Origin of the sequence: Streptomyces sp. Ru73 (genome assembly GCF_002920575.1) — a bacterium.
Lineage (GTDB): Bacteria > Actinomycetota > Actinomycetes > Streptomycetales > Streptomycetaceae > Streptomyces.
The window spans coordinates 21,614-40,260 of the sequence record NZ_PQSQ01000028.1 but is presented as its reverse complement, the minus strand read 5'-3'; the positions used below and the strand labels follow the sequence as shown (position 1 = coordinate 40,260).

The 18,647-nt window shown below is 71.3% G+C and carries 16 protein-coding genes and 1 riboswitch; of the genes, 13 read left to right on the top strand and 3 right to left on the bottom strand.

Going from position 1 to position 18,647, the window contains the following annotated elements; all coding sequences use genetic code 11:
• Window positions 1–41 precede the first annotated feature (41 nt).
• The 6 genes from C3486_RS15135 to C3486_RS15110 all read left to right on the top strand — a co-directional run bounded on the left by C3486_RS15135 (window position 42) and on the right by C3486_RS15110 (window position 7,477).
• On the top strand, window positions 42–662 hold the full coding sequence (locus C3486_RS15135; protein ID WP_103833216.1) for a heme-copper oxidase subunit III: 621 nt from the start codon (window positions 42–44) through the stop codon (window positions 660–662).
• Between the two features lie 80 nt (window positions 663–742).
• Window positions 743–1,552, top strand: a complete 810-nt coding sequence (locus C3486_RS15130; protein ID WP_103833215.1) for a c-type cytochrome — start codon at window positions 743–745, stop codon at window positions 1,550–1,552.
• A gap of 71 nt (window positions 1,553–1,623) precedes the next feature.
• Entirely contained in the window at window positions 1,624–2,610 is a 987-nt protein-coding gene (locus C3486_RS15125) for a ubiquinol-cytochrome c reductase iron-sulfur subunit (RefSeq protein ID WP_258052791.1), read from the top strand.
• A complete protein-coding gene (locus tag C3486_RS15120) occupies window positions 2,607–4,247 on the top strand; it encodes a cytochrome b N-terminal domain-containing protein (protein ID WP_103833213.1) in 1,641 nt (546 codons plus the stop codon). Before C3486_RS15125 ends, C3486_RS15120 begins: the two co-directional genes overlap by 4 nt.
• A 155-nt stretch (window positions 4,248–4,402) precedes the next feature.
• Window positions 4,403–5,467, top strand: a complete 1,065-nt coding sequence (gene trpD / locus C3486_RS15115) for an anthranilate phosphoribosyltransferase (protein WP_103833212.1) — start codon at window positions 4,403–4,405, stop codon at window positions 5,465–5,467.
• Between the two features lie 256 nt (window positions 5,468–5,723).
• Window positions 5,724–5,841: riboswitch (SAM riboswitch) on the top strand.
• Window positions 5,842–6,052: 211 nt separating this feature from the next.
• Window positions 6,053–7,477 (top strand): aminotransferase class V-fold PLP-dependent enzyme, encoded by a 1,425-nt coding sequence (locus C3486_RS15110; RefSeq protein ID WP_103833211.1) that lies wholly within the window; start codon window positions 6,053–6,055, stop codon window positions 7,475–7,477.
• A gap of 58 nt (window positions 7,478–7,535) precedes the next feature.
• Here C3486_RS15110 and C3486_RS15105 read toward each other — a convergent pair whose 3' ends face one another.
• Window positions 7,536–7,817, bottom strand: a complete 282-nt coding sequence (locus C3486_RS15105) for an Lrp/AsnC family transcriptional regulator (protein ID WP_103833210.1) — start codon at window positions 7,815–7,817, stop codon at window positions 7,536–7,538.
• Window positions 7,814–8,563, bottom strand: coding sequence for a rhomboid family intramembrane serine protease (locus C3486_RS15100; protein WP_103833209.1), 750 nt, complete (start codon window positions 8,561–8,563; stop codon window positions 7,814–7,816). Before C3486_RS15100 ends, C3486_RS15105 begins: the two co-directional genes overlap by 4 nt.
• A 191-nt stretch (window positions 8,564–8,754) precedes the next feature.
• Here C3486_RS15100 and C3486_RS15095 point away from each other — a divergent pair, with 191 nt between their 5' ends.
• The 6 genes from C3486_RS15095 to C3486_RS15070 all read left to right on the top strand — a co-directional run bounded on the left by C3486_RS15095 (window position 8,755) and on the right by C3486_RS15070 (window position 15,645).
• Window positions 8,755–8,994: a hypothetical protein gene (locus tag C3486_RS15095; protein ID WP_103833208.1), complete on the top strand. Its 240-nt coding sequence runs from the start codon at window positions 8,755–8,757 to the stop codon at window positions 8,992–8,994.
• Between the two features lie 84 nt (window positions 8,995–9,078).
• Window positions 9,079–10,383 (top strand): NYN domain-containing protein, encoded by a 1,305-nt coding sequence (locus C3486_RS15090; protein ID WP_374936872.1) that lies wholly within the window; start codon window positions 9,079–9,081, stop codon window positions 10,381–10,383.
• Window positions 10,384–10,700: 317 nt separating this feature from the next.
• Window positions 10,701–11,723 (top strand): NlpC/P60 family protein, encoded by a 1,023-nt coding sequence (locus tag C3486_RS15085; protein WP_103833206.1) that lies wholly within the window; start codon window positions 10,701–10,703, stop codon window positions 11,721–11,723.
• 280 nt (window positions 11,724–12,003) lie between these two features.
• On the top strand, window positions 12,004–13,044 hold the full coding sequence (locus C3486_RS15080) for a C40 family peptidase (protein WP_103833205.1): 1,041 nt from the start codon (window positions 12,004–12,006) through the stop codon (window positions 13,042–13,044).
• 85 nt (window positions 13,045–13,129) lie between these two features.
• Window positions 13,130–14,404 (top strand): hypothetical protein, encoded by a 1,275-nt coding sequence (locus tag C3486_RS15075; protein ID WP_258052790.1) that lies wholly within the window; start codon window positions 13,130–13,132, stop codon window positions 14,402–14,404.
• Between the two features lie 98 nt (window positions 14,405–14,502).
• Window positions 14,503–15,645 carry a glycosyltransferase family 4 protein gene (locus tag C3486_RS15070; protein WP_103833204.1) on the top strand — a complete coding sequence of 381 codons (1,143 nt, stop codon included), beginning with the start codon at window positions 14,503–14,505 and terminating at the stop codon, window positions 15,643–15,645.
• A gap of 64 nt (window positions 15,646–15,709) precedes the next feature.
• On the opposite strand, the gene C3486_RS15065 is transcribed toward C3486_RS15070, so the two are convergent.
• Window positions 15,710–17,503 (bottom strand): long-chain fatty acid--CoA ligase, encoded by a 1,794-nt coding sequence (locus tag C3486_RS15065; RefSeq protein ID WP_103833203.1) that lies wholly within the window; start codon window positions 17,501–17,503, stop codon window positions 15,710–15,712.
• A gap of 276 nt (window positions 17,504–17,779) precedes the next feature.
• On the opposite strand from C3486_RS15065, the gene C3486_RS15060 reads away from it, so the two are divergent.
• Window positions 17,780–18,529 carry a metallophosphoesterase gene (locus C3486_RS15060; RefSeq protein WP_181138558.1) on the top strand — a complete coding sequence of 250 codons (750 nt, stop codon included), beginning with the start codon at window positions 17,780–17,782 and terminating at the stop codon, window positions 18,527–18,529.
• The last annotated feature ends 118 nt before the right edge of the window (window positions 18,530–18,647 follow it).

Genomic DNA, 18,647 nt, shown 5'->3' with positions numbered 1-18,647 from the left:
CGGGACCCCCCGGAGTGAGCGCAAGATAAGCGACCGACATAATGTCGGTCGTGGCGACAGCAACAGCAGTAGAAACCGGGCACGCGCACCCGTCGGTCAATCGGCCGAACCTCACCAGCGTCGGAACCATCATCTGGCTGAGTTCCGAGCTGATGTTCTTCGCGGCCCTCTTCGCGATGTACTTCACCCTCCGATCGGTGACCGGAGCCGAGTATTGGAAGGAATCCGCCGATGCGCTGAATCTTCCGTTCTCCGCGACGAACACGACGATCCTGGTGCTCAGCTCCCTGACGTGCCAGCTCGGTGTTTTTGCGGCCGAGCGCGGCGACGTCAAGAAGCTCCGCGCCTGGTTCATCCTCACCTTCATCATGGGTGCGATCTTCATCGGCGGTCAGGTCTACGAGTACACGGAGCTGGTCAAGCACGAGGGTCTCTCGCTCTCGTCCGGCCCGTACGGCTCGGTGTTCTACCTGACCACCGGCTTCCACGGACTGCACGTGACAGGCGGTCTGATCGCCTTCCTGCTGGTCCTGGGCAGGACGTACGCGGCCAAGAGGTTCACCCACGAACAGGCCACCGCGGCCATCGTCGTGTCGTACTACTGGCACTTCGTCGATGTCGTCTGGATCGGCCTCTTCGCCACGATCTACCTGATCCGGTAACAGGTCCCGGACCGGACCCGCATTCGGATACAGACACAGCCAAAGCATCGACGCAGAAGATCCTGACACCGGGGTAATCCGTGAAAAAGCTCTCCGCACGACGGCGCCATCCGCTGGCGGCGCTCGTCGTCCTACTCTTCGCGCTGGCGGTCACTGGGGGGCTGTACGCCGCGTTCGCGCCGGCGGACAAGGCTCAGGCCGATGACACCGCCCAGTCTCTTGCCATCAAGGAGGGCAAGAAGCTCTTCGCCGTGGGCTGCGCCAGCTGCCACGGCACCGGCGGTCAGGGCACCTCCGACGGCCCGAGCCTGGTCGGCGTGGGCGCTGCCGCCGTCGACTTCCAGGTCGGCACCGGCCGTATGCCGGCGCAGCAGCCGGGCGCCCAGGTGCCGCGGAAGAAGAACATCTACAGCCAGGCCGAGATCGACCAGCTGGCGGCGTACGTCGCGTCGCTGGGTGCCGGTCCGTCCGTGCCCGGCAAGAACGACTACAGCAAGGACGGGGCGGACATCGCCAAGGGCGGTGAGCTGTTCCGTACGAACTGCGCGCAGTGCCACAACTTCACCGGTAAGGGCGGCGCCCTGACCAACGGCAAGTTCGCACCGTCGCTCGAGGGCGTGGACCCGAAGCACATCTACGAGGCCATGGAGACCGGCCCGCAGAACATGCCTTCGTTCGGTGACGGCACCCTCTCCAAGGCCAACAAGAAGGACATCGTCGCGTACCTCGGTGCGGTCAACGGCGACAAGACCGCGAGCCCCGGCGGCATGGACCTCGGTGGTCTCGGCCCGGTCAGTGAGGGCCTCTTCGGTTACATCTTCGGCCTGGGCGCACTGGTTGCGGTCGCCATCTGGGTCGCAGCCCGGACAGCGAAGGCCAAGAAGTCATGAGTGAGACTGGACGACACGCAGACGTGCCAGAAGAAACCCTTCCCAGTGAGCGCGACGGCGCTCACGGTGACGTGGCGACGAAGGACAACCCCTTCGCCGACCCGGGGCTGCCCCCCCACGAGCACCGCATCCAGGACATCGACGAGCGGGCCGCCAAGCGCTCCGAGCGCACCGTGGCTCTCCTCTTCACGGTGTCCATGCTCGCGACGATCGGCTTCATCGCCTCGTACGTGATCTTCCCGATCGACAAGATCGTCTACATCTGGCCGCTCGGCCACATCAGCGCGCTGAACTTCGCGCTGGGCCTGACGCTCGGCGTGGCGCTCTTCTGCATCGGCGCCGGCGCGGTCCACTGGGCCCGCACGCTGATGTCGGACGTGGAGGTCGCCCAGGAGCGGCACCCGATCGAGGCCGAGCCCGAGGTCAAGGCCAAGGTCATGGCCGACTTCCGGGAAGGCGCCGCGGAGTCCGGCATGGGCCGCCGCAAGCTGATCCGCAACACCATGTTCGGCGCGCTGGCCCTGGTGCCGCTGTCCGGCGTGGTCCTGCTGCGCGACCTCGGTCCCCTCCCGGAGAAGAAGCTCCGCACCACGGGCTGGAAGAAGGGCGTACGCCTGGTCAACCAGTCCACCAACCTTCCGCTGCGTCCCGAGGACATCGCGGTGGGCTCCCTCACCTTCGCCAAGCCCGAGGGCCTGGAGGAGAGCGACGAGGACTTCCACCAGAAGATCGCCAAGGACGCCCTGATGCTCGTGCGGATCCAGCCGCAGAACATCAAGGACAAGCAGGAACTTGAGTGGTCGCACGAGGGCATCGTGGCGTACTCGAAGATCTGCACCCACGTCGGTTGCCCGATCTCCCTGTACGAGCAGCAGACGCACCACGTGCTCTGCCCCTGCCACCAGTCCACCTTCGACCTTTCCGACGGTGGCCGCGTGATCTTCGGCCCGGCGGGTCACCCCCTGCCGCAGCTGCACATCACGGTGAAGGACGGCTACCTCGAAGCCGTCAGCGACTTCGCGGAGCCCGTCGGCCCGAGCTTCTGGGAGCGCGGATGAGTAACGAGACGAGCGCGACCAACGCGCGCCGCGGCCAGGCGCCGCGGGGCGAGCGGATCGCCGACTGGGCGGACGGCCGGCTGGGCATCTACAGCCTCGCCAAGTCCAACATGCGGAAGATCTTCCCGGACCACTGGTCCTTCATGCTGGGTGAGATCTGCCTCTACAGCTTCATCATCATCATCCTGACCGGCGTCTACCTGACGCTGTTCTTCCACCCGAGCATGGCCGAGGTCGTCTACCACGGCTCCTACGTGCCCATGCACGGCATCCGGATGACCCAGGCCTTCGAGTCGACGCTGGACATCAGCTTCGACGTCCGCGGCGGCCTGCTGATCCGGCAGATCCACCACTGGGCCGCGCTGGTGTTCCTCGCCGGCATGCTGGTCCACATGATGCGGGTGTTCTTCACCGGCGCCTTCCGCAAGCCGCGCGAGGTCAACTGGCTGTTCGGCTTCCTGCTGCTGGTGCTCGGCATGTTCACCGGCTTCACCGGCTACTCGCTCCCGGACGACCTGCTGTCCGGTACCGGTGTCCGGTTCATCGAGGGTGTCATCCTGGCGATGCCGCTGGTCGGCTCGTACCTGCAGATGTTCATCTTCGGCGGGGAGTTCCCCGGCCACGACATCATTCCGCGGTTCTTCTCGATCCACGTGCTGCTGCTGCCGGGCATCATGCTCGGCCTGCTGGTGGCGCACCTGATCCTGGTCTTCTACCACAAGCACACCCAGTTCCCGGGTGCCGGCAAGACCGAGAAGAACGTGGTCGGCATGCCGCTGCTGCCGGTCTACATGGCCAAGGCCGGAGGCTTCTTCTTCCTGGTCTTCGGTGTGATCTCGGTGATCGCCGCGATCGCGAGCATCAACCCGGTGTGGGCCATCGGCCCGTACCGCCCGGACCAGGTGTCCACCGGCGCCCAGCCCGACTGGTACATGGGCTTCGCCGAGGGTCTCGTCCGTGTCATGCCCGGCTGGGAGTGGAACATCGCGGGCCACTACACCGTGAACTTCGGTGTGCTGATCCCGATCCTCGTCTTCCCGCTGGTGCTGGTGGCCATCGCGGTCTACCCGTTCATCGAGTCCTGGGTCACCGGCGACAAGCGTGAGCACCACCTGCTGGACCGCCCGCGCAACGCCCCGACCCGTACCGGCTTCGGTGTCGCCTGGCTGATCGCCTACCTGGTGATGCTGGTCGGTGGCGGCAACGACCTGTGGGCCACCCACTTCCACCTGTCGATCAACTCGATCACCTGGTTCGTCCGGATCGCGTTCTTCGTCGGCCCGGTCATCGGCTTCATCGTCACCAAGCGGATCTGCATGGGTCTGCAGCGGCGCGACCGCGACAAGGTGCTGCACGGACGCGAGTCCGGCATCATCAAGCGGCTGCCGCACGGTGAGTTCATCGAGGTGCACGAGCCGCTCAGCCAGGAGCAGCTGTTCACGCTCACCCAGCACGAGCAGCCCAAGCCGCTGGAGATCGGCCCCGAGGTCGACGAGAACGGCGTGGAGCGCAAGGTCACGCGGTCGCAGAAGCTGCGCGCCAAGCTCTCCAAGGGCTACTACGGCGAGGACAACTACATTCCGAAGCCGACGGTGGAGGAGTACAAGGAGATCACCAGCGGCCACGGCCACCACTGATCTCCCCCGGGGTGCGGTGCCCGCACCGCACCCCAGCACGTAGCAAGAAACGCCACCCAGAGGGCCCTGTCCATCGAACGGACAGGGCCCTCCGGCGTACCGCGGGCCCGATAGGCTCGTCGTGAAGCAGTTGACATGAACCAGGAGTGTGGACCATGAACGTTGTGACCCCGGATGGCGGCGGCAGCGTGGCGGCCCGCACCTGGCCGGGCGTGCTGAACGCCCTCCTGGAAGGCCGTGACCTCTCCGCCGACTCCACCGAGTGGGCGATGGACCGGATCATGCGCGGCGAGGCCAGCGACGCGCAGGTCGCCGGGTTCGCGGTGGCGCTGCGGGCCAAGGGCGAGACCGTCGCGGAGATCTCCGGGCTGGTCCGTGCGATGTACGAGCACGCCAACCTCATCGAGGTGCCCGGTCCGAGCGTGGACATCGTCGGGACCGGCGGCGACGGCGCCAAGACCGTCAACATCTCCACGATGTCCTCGATCGTGGTGGCCGGCACCGGTGCGAAGGTCGTCAAGCACGGCAACCGTGCCGCGTCCTCGGCCAGCGGCGCGTCCGACGTGCTGGAGAAGCTGGGCGTGAACCTGGACCTCACGCCGCGCCGGGTGGTGGAGGTCGCCGAGGAGGCGGGCATCACCTTCTGCTTCGCGGTGAAGTTCCACCCCTCGCTGCGGCACGTCGCGGCCGCCCGCAGCCAGCTGGGCATCCGCACGACGTTCAACGTGCTCGGCCCGCTCACCAACCCGGCCCGGGTCGGCGCGCAGGCCACCGGCGTCGCCGACGCCCGGATGGCGCCCATCCTGGCCGGCGTGCTCGCCGAGCGCGGCTCCTCCGCGCTGGTCTTCCGCGGCGACGACGGCCTGGACGAGCTGACCACCACGGCCACCTCCAAGGTGTGGGTGGTACGGGACGGCGCGGTGCGCGAGGAGCACTTCGACCCGCGGGACGTCGGCATCGAGCTGGTACCGGTGGAAGCGCTGCGCGGCGCGGACGCCTCGTACAACGCGGACGTCGCCCGCCGCCTGCTGGCCGGCGAGCCGGGCCCGGTACGGGACGCGGTGCTCCTGAACTCCGCTGCGGCGCTGGTGGCCCTCGCGCCGACCGACGCGCCCCTCACCGAGCAGATCGCGGCCGGCATGGCGAAGGCGGCCGAATCCATCGACTCGGGCGCGGCGAGGACAGCGCTGGAACGCTGGGTAACCGCGTCCAACGCGTAGCGTCTTTCCGGTCCGCCGTGGCGAGCCCCTCGCGGCCGTCCCGGGACCGACGCACCGTCGTGGCTTGCCGCGCAGTTCCCCGCGCCCCCAGGGGCGCGGGGCCTTGCTTTTTGTGCGGCTCCGCCGCGTGGGCGCGACAAGCCACCGAGGCGCCGCACCCGGCAATGGAGAGAACGTGTTCCTCCCCGGGTGCCGGGGTGTCCGCATGGCGGACGTCCCTTGCGCCGCCGCGATCATGTGGCAAGATGCTCTCCAAGGTCACGAGCGACAGCGATACAGGCCCCGGCCCGCTGTCCGGCAACCCTCCGTCCGTGGCGGGGTGCCCCGGGTGATGACCAGGCCGCAGGCAGCAAGGCCCGCGGCAAGCGCGGATCCCTCCGCCAGGGATCCTGGTTATCGAGGGAGCTCTTCCGTGATGCAGCGAATGCGCTAGGGCCGGTCGGCCCCGTTCCTCCGCACACCCCGCCTGTGGCGCCCCGTCTCTCCGAGTCGTGCGCGGTGCCCGCGGGTTCCTCCACGCCCCGTGCGTGTCATTCGCCTACTCCGTGCGTTCCGCACGGTTTTACGCCTCCGGGAGACTCCGCCATGTCCGTGCGCCCTGACACCGCCCTCGCCACCGCCGACGCCGCCGGCACCGCCGACGCCGACCCCGCCGGCACCGCCGCCGCGCCGCTGCCCGTCCTCGGCCGCGATGTGCGCGTCCCGCTCGTCACCGGCGGCGAGGTCACCTACGCGGCGCTCGACTACGCCGCCAGCGCCCCGGCCCTGCAGCGGGTGTGGGACGACGTGGCCGCGTACGCGCCGTACTACGGCAGCGTGCACCGCGGCGCCGGGTACCTCTCCCAGCTGTCCACCGACCTCTTCGAGAACAGCCGGAAGACCGTCGCGGAGTTCCTGGGCTGCCGGGAGGCGGACCAGGTGGTGTTCACGCGGTCCACGACCGACTCGCTCAACCTGCTGGCCCGTGTGCTCCCCGCGGACACCCGGGTGTTCGTCTTCGAGACCGAGCACCACGCGTCGCTGCTGCCCTGGGAGCAGCGCGGCGACCTGACCGTCACCTACCTCGACGCGCCGAGCACCCCGCGGCAGGCGGTCGACACGCTGGAGAAGGCGCTCGCGGCCCGTGAGCCCTACGGCCCGGCGCTGGTGTGCGTGACCGGCGCGTCGAACGTGACCGGCGAGCTGTGGCCGGTACGCGAACTGGCGGCCGCGGCGCACGCGCACGGCGCGCGAATCGTCCTGGACGCCGCCCAGCTCGCCCCGCACCACCCCGTCGACATCGCCGGCCTGGACGTGGACTGGGTGGCCTTCTCCGGCCACAAGCTGTACGCGCCCTTCGGGGCCGGCGTGCTGGCCGGGCGCGCCGACTGGCTGCAGGCGGCCGAGCCGTACCTGGCCGGCGGCGGCGCCAGCCGCACCGTCGCGCGCCGCGAGGACGGGGGAGTGGCGGTCGAGTGGCACACCACGGCGGCGCGCCACGAGGCCGGCTCCCCGAACGTGATCGGCGCGTACGCGATCGCCTCCGCCTGCCGGGCGCTGACCGAGGCCGGCTTCGACGCGCTGGTCGCGCGGGAGCGGGAACTGATCGCGAAGGTGCGGGCCGGGCTGGCCGAGGTGCCGCAGGTGAAGGTGCTCTCGCTCTTCGGCGACGAGGCCGACCGGGTGGGCGTGCTGTCCTTCGTCGTCGAGGGCTGGAACAGCTCGCACTTCGCGGCCGCGCTGTCCGCGGAGTACGGCATCGGCGTACGGGACGGGCTCTTCTGCGCCCACCCGCTCGTGCGGACCCTGCTGGGCAGCGACCCGCAGGACCCGGGGGCCTGCGGCGCACCCGAAGGGGCGCCGGGCGAGCGGTCGCTGAACGCCATCCGGGTGAGCTTCGGGGCCGGCACGCCCGACGAGCACGTGGAGCGGTTCGTCGGGGCGGTCAAGGAACTGGTGACCGACGGCGCGCGGTGGTCCTACCGGACCGAGGAGGGGCGCTGCGTCCCGGACCGCGACGCGGCGGCCTGAGGACGCGGACGGCACTGAAGGCGGGGTCCCCTGTGGGGCCCCGCCGCCGCGTTGGGCGTCAGGCGTCCAGCCCGATCGCGAAGGCCGCTTCCAGGTCGTGCTGGGAGTACGTGCGGAACGCGATGTGCGTCTCGGTGGAGGCGACGCCGGGGACCTTGCTGATCCGGCCGGGGATGACGTCGGCCAGCTCGTCGTGCTCGGCCACCCGGACCATCGCGATCAGGTCGTGCGCGCCGGTGACCGAGTAGACCTCGCTGACGCCGTCGAGCGCCGCGATCTGCTCGGCGATCTCCGGGATCTGGTCCACGCTGGTCTTGATGAGCACGATCGAAGTGATCACGGTTGGCTCTCTCCCTCGGTCGGCCGTTCTGTGGCCTCCACCCTACCGGGGACCCCCGTGACGGCCTGCGGTGGAGCGTCCGGAGCGCGGTAGCGCACCCAGGCGTACAGGAAGCCGAGCAGGAACCCCACGACGTGGGCCAGGTAGGCGACGCCCGGGCCGTTGGCCGCGCGCTGCGCCGCCAGCCACTGCAGCACGAACCAGAAGAGCAGCACCGCCCAGGCGGGGAAGCGCAGCGGCAGGAAGAAGAGGAACGGGAAGAGGCTGGTCACGCGCGCGCGGGGAAAGAGGTAGAGGAAGGCGCCGAGCACGCCGGAGATCGAGCCGGACGCGCCGACCAGGGTCTGCCCGGACTCGGCGTGCGCGGCGGCGTAGCCCAGCAGGGCGACGTAACCGGTCAGGACGTAGAAGACCGCGAAGTGCAGCCGGCCCATCCTGGCCTCGGCCATGCCCCCGAAGACGTAGAGGAAGAGCATGTTGCCCAGCAGGTGCAGCCAGCTGCCGTGCACGAAGAGCGCGGTGAGCGGGGTGAGCAGGGCCTTCGGGTCGCCGCTCCACAGGTCGCGCGGGATGACGCCCCATCGGGCGAAATATGCGCTCTGTGCCTGAAGGAGCGCTTCGCCCGTGCCGTGTATCCGGTTCAGCCCCGAAGCGGGGCCGATGACGAAGACCACGCAGCAGATGGCGATGAGGATGTTCGTCATACGGGAGAACACGGTCCGCGGGGACAGGATCGAGGCCGCCATGAAGTGATCATGCCGTAATAGCCACAAAGGGGACAGAGTGCCTCGCCGTGTTCCGGCAGCCGGGCACGGACGGCGCCGGGCGGCCGCCAGGCCGTAGGGTTACGGGCAGTACTTTCCGTACTTCCGCAGTTCGACGGCGCACCGCGTGAACCCGCACAACCGCACGACGCTTGACGAAAGAGGACGACACAATGGCTGTTCCCCTGCCGACGGCCGAAACCCGGTGGCGCTGCACGCTGTGCGGCAACCTCACGCGTTTCGATGTGACCCGCCGGTCCAAGGTGGTGGAGTACGTCCACCTCGACCTGGCCGGTGAGCCCAAGGTCGAGGAGCGCGAGGTGCTCGATGAGAGCATCGAATCCGTCCGTTGCCGCTGGTGCAACGCGGTCGACCAGATCGAGCTGGTGGACCGGCCCGGCGCGGACGCCTGAGATCGGAGCGGGGCAGCAGTGGTGGAGCGGCCGGCGGAGCATGAGGGGGAAGAGCGCGACCCGGAGGCCGGTGCGGCCGACGAAGTGCTCGACCGTCCCCTGCCCGAGGGCGTGCGGCGCCGCGTCGTCGCGCTCACCGCGGAGTCCTTCGGCGGCCTGACGGTCGCCGAACTGCCGCCGCCGCTGCGCCAGTACGCCCGCTTCACGCCCTCGCGGCGGATCAAGTTCGCGGGCAACGCCATGGCGGCGGCGCTGGAGAGCGACCCGGTCTTCCGGCAGCGGATCGCGGCCCGGCTCCGCGAGACGCAGCGGGAGCTGGCCGACGCCCTCCAGCAGGGCACCCCGCCCGCCGCCGCCGACCCGCAGGACGTCGCGGCGGCGGCGTACGTGCTGCGCCCGCCGGGCTGGGCCAAGCTGGTCGCGGCGGCGGGCGAGGAGGTCCGGCGCGCCGACGAGCAGCGGGCCGGCGAGGAGGCCGAGCGCGAGCTCGCCCGGCTGCGCGAGGAGCTGGCCCAGGCGCGGAGCGCGGCCCGCGCCGAGGCCGACAAGGCCAGAGCCGACCTCGAAGCGGCGCGCAAGGAGAACGACGCGCTCCAGCGCAAGCTGCGCAGCGCCCTCAGTGATGTGAAGCGCGCCCAGGCGGCGGCGCGCAAGGCGGAGGCCGAGACCGAGTCGCTGCGCTCGGCCGCCGCCACGGAGAAGACGGCCGCCGACAGCGAGATGCGGCGGCTGAAGGCCCGGGTCGCGGAGGCGGAGTCGGCGCTGGAGGCCGGGCGCCGCGCCGCGCGCGAGGGGCGCAGCGCGGAGGACATGCGCCTCCGGCTGCTCCTGGACACCGTGCTGGACGCGGCCCAGGGGCTGCGCAGGGAACTGGCCCTGCCGCCCGCCAACGTCCACCCCGCCGACACGGTCGACGCCGTGGAGCCGGGCCGGATGACGCCCAAGGACGTCGCCAACCGCGCGCTGTCCGACATGGACCCGGCGCTGCTGGACCAGCTCCTGGCGCTGCCCCAGGCCCATCTGGTGGTGGACGGCTACAACGTCACCAAGACCGGCTATCCGACGATGCCGCTCGACAAGCAGCGGCTGCGGCTGCTGGGCGGGCTGGCCGTCCTGGCCGCGCAGACCGGCGCGGAGATGACGTGCGTCTTCGACGGTGCCGAACTGGCCGCGCCGGTACTCCTCGCCCCACCGCGGGGCGTTCGGGTTCTTTTCAGCAAACCGGGCGTAACGGCCGATGAGTTGATTCGTCAGCTCGTACGGGCCGAACCGCCCGGCCGCCCGGTCGTCGTGGTCTCCACCGACCGCGAAGTGGCCGACGGGGTCGCGAAGGCGGGCGCCCGCCCGGTCGCATCCGCCCTTCTCCTCAAGCGACTTGCCCGCACCTGAAGGCGCGCGGAACGCGTCGGGCGCCGTGTGGGATAGAACACTCCGATTGCCTTTCGCCGGTTCCTGAGCGTCAATTCCCTGCTACAGCCGGTGCGCTATTGGTAAAGGATGCTCGTGTGGCGAAATTTTTTCCCGTGAAGATTTGAAGCGATCACAACTCGGTTACTAAGGTCAGGCCTCGAACCTTCATGCAGTTGATCATCCAACCGGGATGAACAGTGAAGGAACCGCCGAGTCCGCGGCGTTCACGCGGAGCCGGGGACCCCAGTTCCCCCCACCACCCGGTAGGCGGCTGAAGGAAGAAGGAGCTCGCCCCCGTGGCGTCCCACCGTCGACCCAAGCAGCCGAGCCGCACGCGCGTCACCGTGTTCACCGCGACCGCCGCGGCGGCCGTCGCCCTCTCCTCCCAGGCCGCTCACGCGGAGCCGAAGCAGTCCAAGGAGGAAGTCAAGTCCGAGGTCGACAAGCTCTACGAGCAGGCGGAGCAGGCCACCGAGAAGTACAACGGGGCCAAGGAGGACCAGCAGAAGCTGCAGAAGGAGGTCGACACCCTCCAGGACAAGGTCGCCCGCGGCCAGGAGGAGCTGAACAAGCTCCGCAAGGGCATCGGCACCGTGGCCTCGGGTCAGTACCGCAGCGGCAGCATCGACCCCTCGGTCCAGCTCTTCCTCTCCGGCGACCCGGACACCTACCTGGAAAAGGCCTCCACGCTGGACCAGTTGAGCGGTAAGCAGGCCGCCCAGCTGAAGACCATCGCGGACAAGCAGCGCACCCTGTCCCAGGAGCGCGAGGAGGCCGCCGGCAAGATCAAGGACCTCTCCGACACCCGCAAGGCGCTGGGTGAGAAGAAGGACGAGATCCAGGGCAAGCTCGCCAAGGCGCAGAAGCTGCTCAACACCCTCACCGCCAAGGAGCGCGCGGAGCTCCAGCAGAAGGAAGCCCGCGCCAACCGCGCCAACAGCCGCGTCGACCTGGGCAACGCCGTCCCCAGCTCGCAGCGCGCAGCGGCCGCGCTCGCCGCCGCCAAGACGAAGATCGGTTCGCCCTACGTCTGGGGCGCCACCGGCCCGTCCTCCTTCGACTGCTCGGGCCTGACCTCCTGGGCGTACCAGCAGGCCGGCCAGTCCCTGCCGCGCACCTCCCAGGAGCAGGCGACCGCCGGCACCCAGATCGGCCGCGACCAGCTCAAGCCCGGCGACCTGGTGCTCTTCTACAGCGACCTGCACCACATCGGCCTGTACGCGGGCAACGGCCAGGTGCTGCACGCGCCCAAGCCGGGCGCCGCGGTGCGCTTCGAGTCGATGGACAACATGCCCTTCATGTACGGCGTCCGCGTCTGACACGGACGACGCCCGCGTCTGACGCTGGGTGACCGCGGCCGGGGCCGACACGCCGACGGCCTCCGGACGCGCCGCCCGATCGGGCGAATTGCGGCAGCCGCCGCTGACTTACCGCCTCGCCGGTGACCTGCGGAGTCACCGGCGAGGCGGATTTTTGTGCGGGTCCCGAGGTCTTTGGCCGGGATGTACCGCCGCGGTTACTGTCTGCCCTCGCAGCCGCCGGTCACCGACCGCCCGCCCCGGGCGGCAGGGGCTGCACGGGAAGGGAGTGCGGCCTCTCGTGGCGTCCCACCGCCGTTCCTCGCCGTCCGGCCCGCAGGGTCCGGCACGGATCACGCTGATGTCCGCAGCGGCGGCCACCGCAGCCGCGCTGACCGCGATCCCCGCGGCCGCCGACCCCGGCACCGGCCACACCGCCGGGCGCGCGCAGCTCACCTCGCGCGTCGACGCGCTCTACGCCCAGGCCGAGCGGGCCACCGAGAAGTACAACGGCGCCAGGGAACGCACCGCGGAACTGCGCGACCAGGTGGCCGTGCTCCAGGACCGCACGGCACGCGCCCAGGAACGGGTCAACCGGCTGCACGACCGGCTCGGCGCGATGGCCGCGGCCCAGTACCGCTCCGGCGGCGTGGATCCCTCGCTCGCCCTGATGCTCTCCGCGCACCCGGCCGACTACCTCGACAAGGCCCAGATGCTGAGCCGGCTGGGCACCGCGCAGGCCGGGCGGCTCAACCGCCTGGTGGACGCCGAGCGGGTGCTGAACCAGCAGCGCCGCGCGGCCGCCGGCCGGCTGACCCGGCTGGAGCAGGCCCGGCGCGACGTCGCCCGCCACAAGCACGCCGTCGAGCGCAAACTCGCCGCCGCCAAGCGGCTGCTGGACGCGCTGCCCGCGGGGGACCGGGCCGCGTACGACCGTGCCTCGCGCGGATCGCGGGACGGCTCGCTCCCGGAGCTGACCGAACTGTCCGGCCTCTCCGGCCGCTCCTCGCGCGCGGTGGCCGCCGCCCGGTCCGTGGTCGGCGCCCCGTACGTCTGGGGCGCCTCGGGCCCCGGCTCCTTCGACTGCTCGGGACTGATGCAGTGGTCGTACGCCAGGGCCGGGGTCTCCCTGCCGCGCACCTCGCAGCAGCAGCGGTACGCCGGGCAGCAGGTGCCGCTGTCCCAGGCCCGCCCCGGCGACCTGGTCATCTACCGCTCCGACGCCAGCCACGTCGGCATGTACGTCGGCAACGGCCAGGTGATCCACGCCCCGCACCCGGGCGCCCGGGTCCGCTACGACCCGGTCGGCATGATGCCGGTGTCGGGTGTGGTCAGGGTCTGAGCGCGAGCGCGGCCCCGGCGCACGAACCGGTGACCGCAGGCCGGATGTTGTCCGTCGGCATCCGCTCACGCATACGATTCGGCACGTGGCGGAAAAGCAGTGGCCGCGCCGGCGGCACAGAGCGGGGTCCCGGGCGGCGGGCGGGCTCGCGCTGCTGCTGGCGGTGGTCACGGGCTGCGCCGGCCCGGCCGCCGAGCGGACCGTCCCCGCCGCCGTGCAGCGGCTGCTGGACGCCCGCGCCGACGCCGTCCGCGACCGGGACGCCCGCGCCTTCCTGACCTCCGTCGACCCCGGTGCCGACGCGTTCCGTGACCGGCAGCGGCGGATGTTCGCGAACCTGCGCCGCGTGCCGCTCGCCGACTGGCGCTACCGCCTGGTGCGTACCGGCGCCTTCCGGCTGCCCGCCGAGGCCGGCGGCGGCCCCCGGATCGCCGCCGAGGTCCGGCTGCGCTACCGCCTCGCCGGGTACGACACCGCGCCGGTCACCGCCGTCCAGTACCTCACCTTCACCCGCCGCGACGGCCACTGGCGGATCAGCTCGGACACCGACGGCGCGGCCGAGGGCAAGCCGACGGCGCGTCAGCTGTGGGACCAGGGGCCGGTCCAGCGGGTGCGCGGCACGCACAGCCTGGTGCTGGGCACCGGGCAGTCCGAGGCGCGCCTGCGCGAGCTGGCCCGGCGCGCGGACGCCGCGGTGCCCGCCGTCAGCGACGCCTGGCCGGGCCGCTGGTCGCGCGAGGTGGTGATCGAGGCGCCGGACTCGGTGCGCCGCATGGCCGAACTGCTGGGCTCCCCGGACGACTCCGCGTACACCGGGATAGCGGCCGTCACCACCGGCGAGGCGGGCGCCTCGAACCGTGCCCCGGCGGACCGGGTGATCGTGAACCCCCAGGCGTACGGCGAGCTGAGCGCCCTCGGCCGGCGGATCGTCCTCACCCACGAGACCACCCATGTCGCCACCCGTACGGCGACCACGGCCGCCACCCCGCTGTGGCTCTCCGAGGGCTTCGCCGACTGGACCGCCTACCGCACCGCGCACCGCGGCCCGCGGGCCGCCGCACCCGAACTGACCCGCGCGGTGGCCGCCGGGCAGGTGCCGGACCGGCTGCCGACCACGGCGGACTTCGGCTTCGACGCGGGCGCCGACCGGCTGAACCGCGCGTACGAGGGCGGCTGGCTGGCCTGCCGCATGATCGCCGACACCTGGGGCGAGGACCGCCTGGTGTCCTTCTACCGGGCGATGGCGAAGGCCCCGGAAGGGGCGAAGGGCCTGGACCGCACGATGCGCAAGGAGCTGCACGTCCCGACGGCGGAGTTCACTGCGCAGTGGCGGACGTACGTGCAGCGTGTGCTGGGCTGAGCACGAGGCCCCCGCCTTTCCCGCCGCTGTGATTGCTCGCGCAGTTCCCCGCGCCCCTTACGGAGCGCCCTGCGGCCCACGCGCTACTGTCGGGCCCGATGGACAAGACCCTGATCGTCACGAACGACTTTCCGCCCCGCCCCGGCGGCATTCAGGCCTTCCTGCACAGCATGGCGCTCCGCCTCGACCCGGCGAAGGTCGTCGTCTACGCGTCGACCTGGAAGCGCGGCGCAGAAGGCGCCGAGGCGACCGCGGCCTTCGACGCGGCGCAGCCGTACCCCGTCGTGCGGGACCGCACCACGATGCTGCTGCCCACCCCGCGGGTGACCCGGCGCGCCGTCGGGCTGCTGCGGGAGCACGGCTGCCGCTCGGTGTGGTTCGGCGCCGCGGCGCCGCTCGGCCTGATGGCGCCCGCGCTGCGCAGGGCGGGCGCGCGCCGGATCGTGGCCACCACACACGGCCACGAGGCGGGCTGGGCCCAGCTGCCCGGCTCGCGCGAGCTGCTGCGGCGGATCGGCGAGGGCACCGACACGATCACCTACCTCGGCGAGTACACCCGCTCCCGGATCGCGCGGGCGCTGACCCCGGCGGCCGCCGGGCGGATGACGCAACTGCCGCCCGGCGTGGACGAGAAGACCTTCCACCCCGGCTCCGGGGGCGACGAGGTCCGGGCGCGCCTCGGGCTCGCCGAACGGCCCGTCGTGGTCTGCGTCTCCCGGCTCGTGCCGCGCAAGGGCCAGGACACCCTGATCGAGGCCCTGCCGCGGATCAGGGCCGAGGTGCCGGACGCGGCCCTGCTGATCGTCGGCGGCGGGCCGTACGAGAAGGACCTGCGCGCGCTCGCCGAGGCCCGCGGCGTCCGGGACGCCGTGCACTTCACCGGCGCCGTCCCCTGGGAGGAGCTGCCCGCGCACTACGGCGCGGGGGACGTCTTCGCGATGCCGTGCCGCACCCGGCGCGGCGGACTGGACGTGGAGGGCCTGGGCATCGTCTACCTGGAGGCGTCGGCCACCGGCCTGCCGGTCGTCGCGGGCGACTCCGGCGGCGCCCCGGACGCGGTCCTGGACGGCGAGACCGGCTGGGTGGTCCCCGGCGGCTCCCCGGCTGCCGCCGCCGACCGGATCGTCCCGCTGCTCAAGGACCCGGCCCTGCGCCGCCGCATGGGCGAACGCGGCCGCGCCTGGGTGGAGGAGAAGTGGCGCTGGGACCTGCTGGCCGAACGCCTGAAGGAACTGCTGTAGCGCCCGACGACAGGTGGCCGGCCCGGAGCCCCGGACCGGCCACCTCGTCGTACCTCGACCGCGCTCAGCCGCGGTACAGCGCCTCGATGTCCTCGGCGAAGTCCTTCGCGACGACGTTGCGCTTGAGCTTGAGGGACGGGGTGACGTGGCCCGACTCCTCGGTGAACTGGGTCGGCAGGACGCGGAACTTGCGGACCGACTCGGCGCGCGAGACCGCCGCGTTGCCGTCGTCCACCGCGCGCTGCACCGCGGCCAGCAGCTCCGGGTCCTCGGTGAGCTGCTCGGTGCTCAGGCCGACCTTGCCGTGCTCGGTGGCCCAGCGCGGCAGGAACTCCTCGTCGAGGGTGATCAGCGCGCCCACGAAGGGACGGCCGTCGCCGACGACCATGCACTCGGCGACCAGCGCGTGCGCCCGGATGCGGTCCTCGATGACGGCGGGCGCGACGTTCTTGCCGCCGGCCGTCACCAGGATCTCCTTCTTGCGCCCGGTGATGGCGAGGTAGCCGTCCTCGTCCAGCGTGCCGAGGTCGCCGGTGTGGAACCAGCCGTCGGACAGCGCGTCGGCGGTGGCCTGCTCGTTGTTCCAGTACGTGGTGAAGAGGTGCTCGCCGTGCAGCAGCACCTCGCCGTCGTCGGCGATGCGGACGACCGAGCCGGGCAGCGGCTGGCCGACCGTACCGATCTTCTGGCGGTCCCAGGGGTTGAACGCGGTGGCCGCACAGGACTCGGTGAGGCCGTACCCCTCCAGCACCGTGAAGCCGATGCCGCGGTAGAAGTGGCCCAGCCGCTCGCCCAGCGGCGCGCCGCCGGAGATCGCGTGCGTGGCGCGGCCGCCGAGGACGGCCCGCAGCTTGCCGTAGACGAGCCGGTCGAAGACCTTGTACTTGAGCTTCAGGCTCATCGACGGGCCGGCCGGGGTGTCCAGCGCGCGGCTGTAGGCGATCGCGGTGTCCGCCGCCTTGTCGAAGATCTTGCCCTTGCCGTCCGCCTGCGCCTTGGCCCGCGCGGTGTTGTAGACCTTCTCGAACACGCGCGGCACGCCGAGCACCATCGTCGGCTTGAAAGCGGCCAGTTCGTCGGTGAGGTGCTTGATGTCCGCGACGTGGCCCAGCTTGATCGGGGCCATCACGGAGGCGACCTCGACCAGCCGCCCGAAGACGTGCGCGACCGGGAGGAAGAGCAGGACGGAGGAGTCACCGGTACGGAAGAGGGGCCGCAGCCGCTCGACGATGTTGCCGCACTCGGCGAAGAACGCGCGGTGGCTGAGGACGCAGCCCTTGGGGCGGCCCGTCGTGCCGGAGGTGTAGACGATCGTGGCGGGGGAGTCGGCGTCGGCGAGGGCGCTGCGCGCGTCCACCTCGTCGTCGGACATCCCGTCGCCCGCCGCGTGCAGCCGGGGTATCGCGTCCCGCTCGATCTGCCAGATGTTGGCGAGGGCCGGCAGCCGGTCGCGCACCGACTCCACCGCGGCCTCGTGCGCGGGCGTCTCCACCAGGCAGGCCACCGCGCCGGAGTCGCCCAGGATCCACTGGATCTGCTCGGGCGAGCTGGTCTCGTACACAGGGACGGTGACCGCGCCCGCGCTCCAGATCGCGAAGTCCAGCAGCGTCCACTCGTACCGGGTGCGGGACATCAGGCCGATGCGGTCGCCCGGCCGGACGCCCGAGGCGATCAGGCCCTTGGCCGCGGCACGGACCTCGGTGAGGAAAGCGGCCGCGGTGACGTCCTGCCACTGTCCGGCGACCTTGCGGCCGATGACGGGCACATCGGGGTGCTGCGCGGCATTCCGGCGGATGAGATCCGTCAGGTTGCCGTCCGCGGGGACCTCGTACAGGGCCGGAAGGCTGAACTCGCGCAAGACTGCTGCTCCTCGGTGGCCGCCGGCGTCACCACGCTGTGCGTCAGGCCGGCTGCGGTCCATGATCAGGCAGGGGGGATTGGACTGCCCGGACGTTACCCATCGGTATGCCTTCGGGGATAGGGGGTCCCGCCCAGATGTTTTATGCGTCACACATCTCCGGACGGCTCCCGGGAAGCGTAGTCCAGGCTTTTGGTGACTCGGAAGTAACCGCAGGTCGGCGGGGTCTCCCGGGGGCGGCTCCGGCCGCCTAATCTGAGGCGTATGCGCGTACATGTGGTCAGTGACGTACACGGCAACGCCCGGGACCTCGCCGCCGCGGGCGAGGGGGCCGACGCCCTGGTCTGCCTCGGCGACCTGGTCCTCTTCCTGGACTACGCCGATCACTCGCGCGGCATCTTCCCCGACCTCTTCGGCACCGAGAACGCCGACCGGCTGGTCGAGCTGCGCACGGCGCGGCGCTTCGAGGAGGCCCGTGAGCTGGGCCGCCGCCTGTGGGCCGGGCGCGACAAGGACGCCGCCATCGAAAGTGCCGTACGCAAGCAGTACGCCGAAATGTTCGCCGCGTTCCCCACTCCTACGTACGCCACCTACGGCAACGTCGATCTGCCGCATCTTTGGCCGGAGTTCGCCGGTCCCGGCACCACCGTCCTGGACGGCGAGCGGGTCGAGATCGGCGGCCGGGTCTTCGGGTTCGTCGGCGGCGGCCTGCGGACCGCGATGCGCACGCCCTTCGAGATCAGCGACGAGGAGTACGCCGCGAAGATCGAGGCCGTCGGCGAGGTGGACGTGCTGTGCACCCACATCCCGCCGGACGTCGCCGACCTCTGCTACGACACCGTCGCGCGCCGCTTCGAACGCGGCAGCCGCGCCCTCCTCGAAGCCATCCACCGCACCCGGCCGCGCTACTCCCTCTTCGGCCACGTCCACCAGCCGCTGTCCCGGCGGATGCGGATCGGCCGGACGGAGTGCATCAATGTCGGGCATTTCAATGCCACCGGGACGCCGTTCGCGCTGGAGTGGTGACCCGCACGGCCGGCCGGTACCCCCGGTGACCCGCCCCGTGCGGCCGGACCGCGGGTCGGGGCGCCCCCTGCCGCGCGGTAGCCTTCAGCAGCAGGGCCGGCCCGGTTTCCGCACCGTC

Bases quoted from the DNA above. Each gene is read 5' to 3' on its own strand.
- C3486_RS15135 (WP_103833216.1), top strand. From the start codon at position 42: ATGTCGGTCGTGGCGACAGCAACAGCAGTAGAAACCGGGCACGCGCAC.
- C3486_RS15120 (WP_103833213.1), top strand. From the start codon at position 2,607: ATGAGTAACGAGACGAGCGCGACCAACGCGCGCCGCGGCCAGGCGCCG.
- trpD (WP_103833212.1), top strand. From the start codon at position 4,403: ATGAACGTTGTGACCCCGGATGGCGGCGGCAGCGTGGCGGCCCGCACC.
- C3486_RS15110 (WP_103833211.1), top strand. From the start codon at position 6,053: ATGTCCGTGCGCCCTGACACCGCCCTCGCCACCGCCGACGCCGCCGGC.
- C3486_RS15100 (WP_103833209.1), bottom strand. From the start codon at position 8,563: ATGGCGGCCTCGATCCTGTCCCCGCGGACCGTGTTCTCCCGTATGACG.
- C3486_RS15095 (WP_103833208.1), top strand. From the start codon at position 8,755: ATGGCTGTTCCCCTGCCGACGGCCGAAACCCGGTGGCGCTGCACGCTG.
- C3486_RS15070 (WP_103833204.1), top strand. From the start codon at position 14,503: ATGGACAAGACCCTGATCGTCACGAACGACTTTCCGCCCCGCCCCGGC.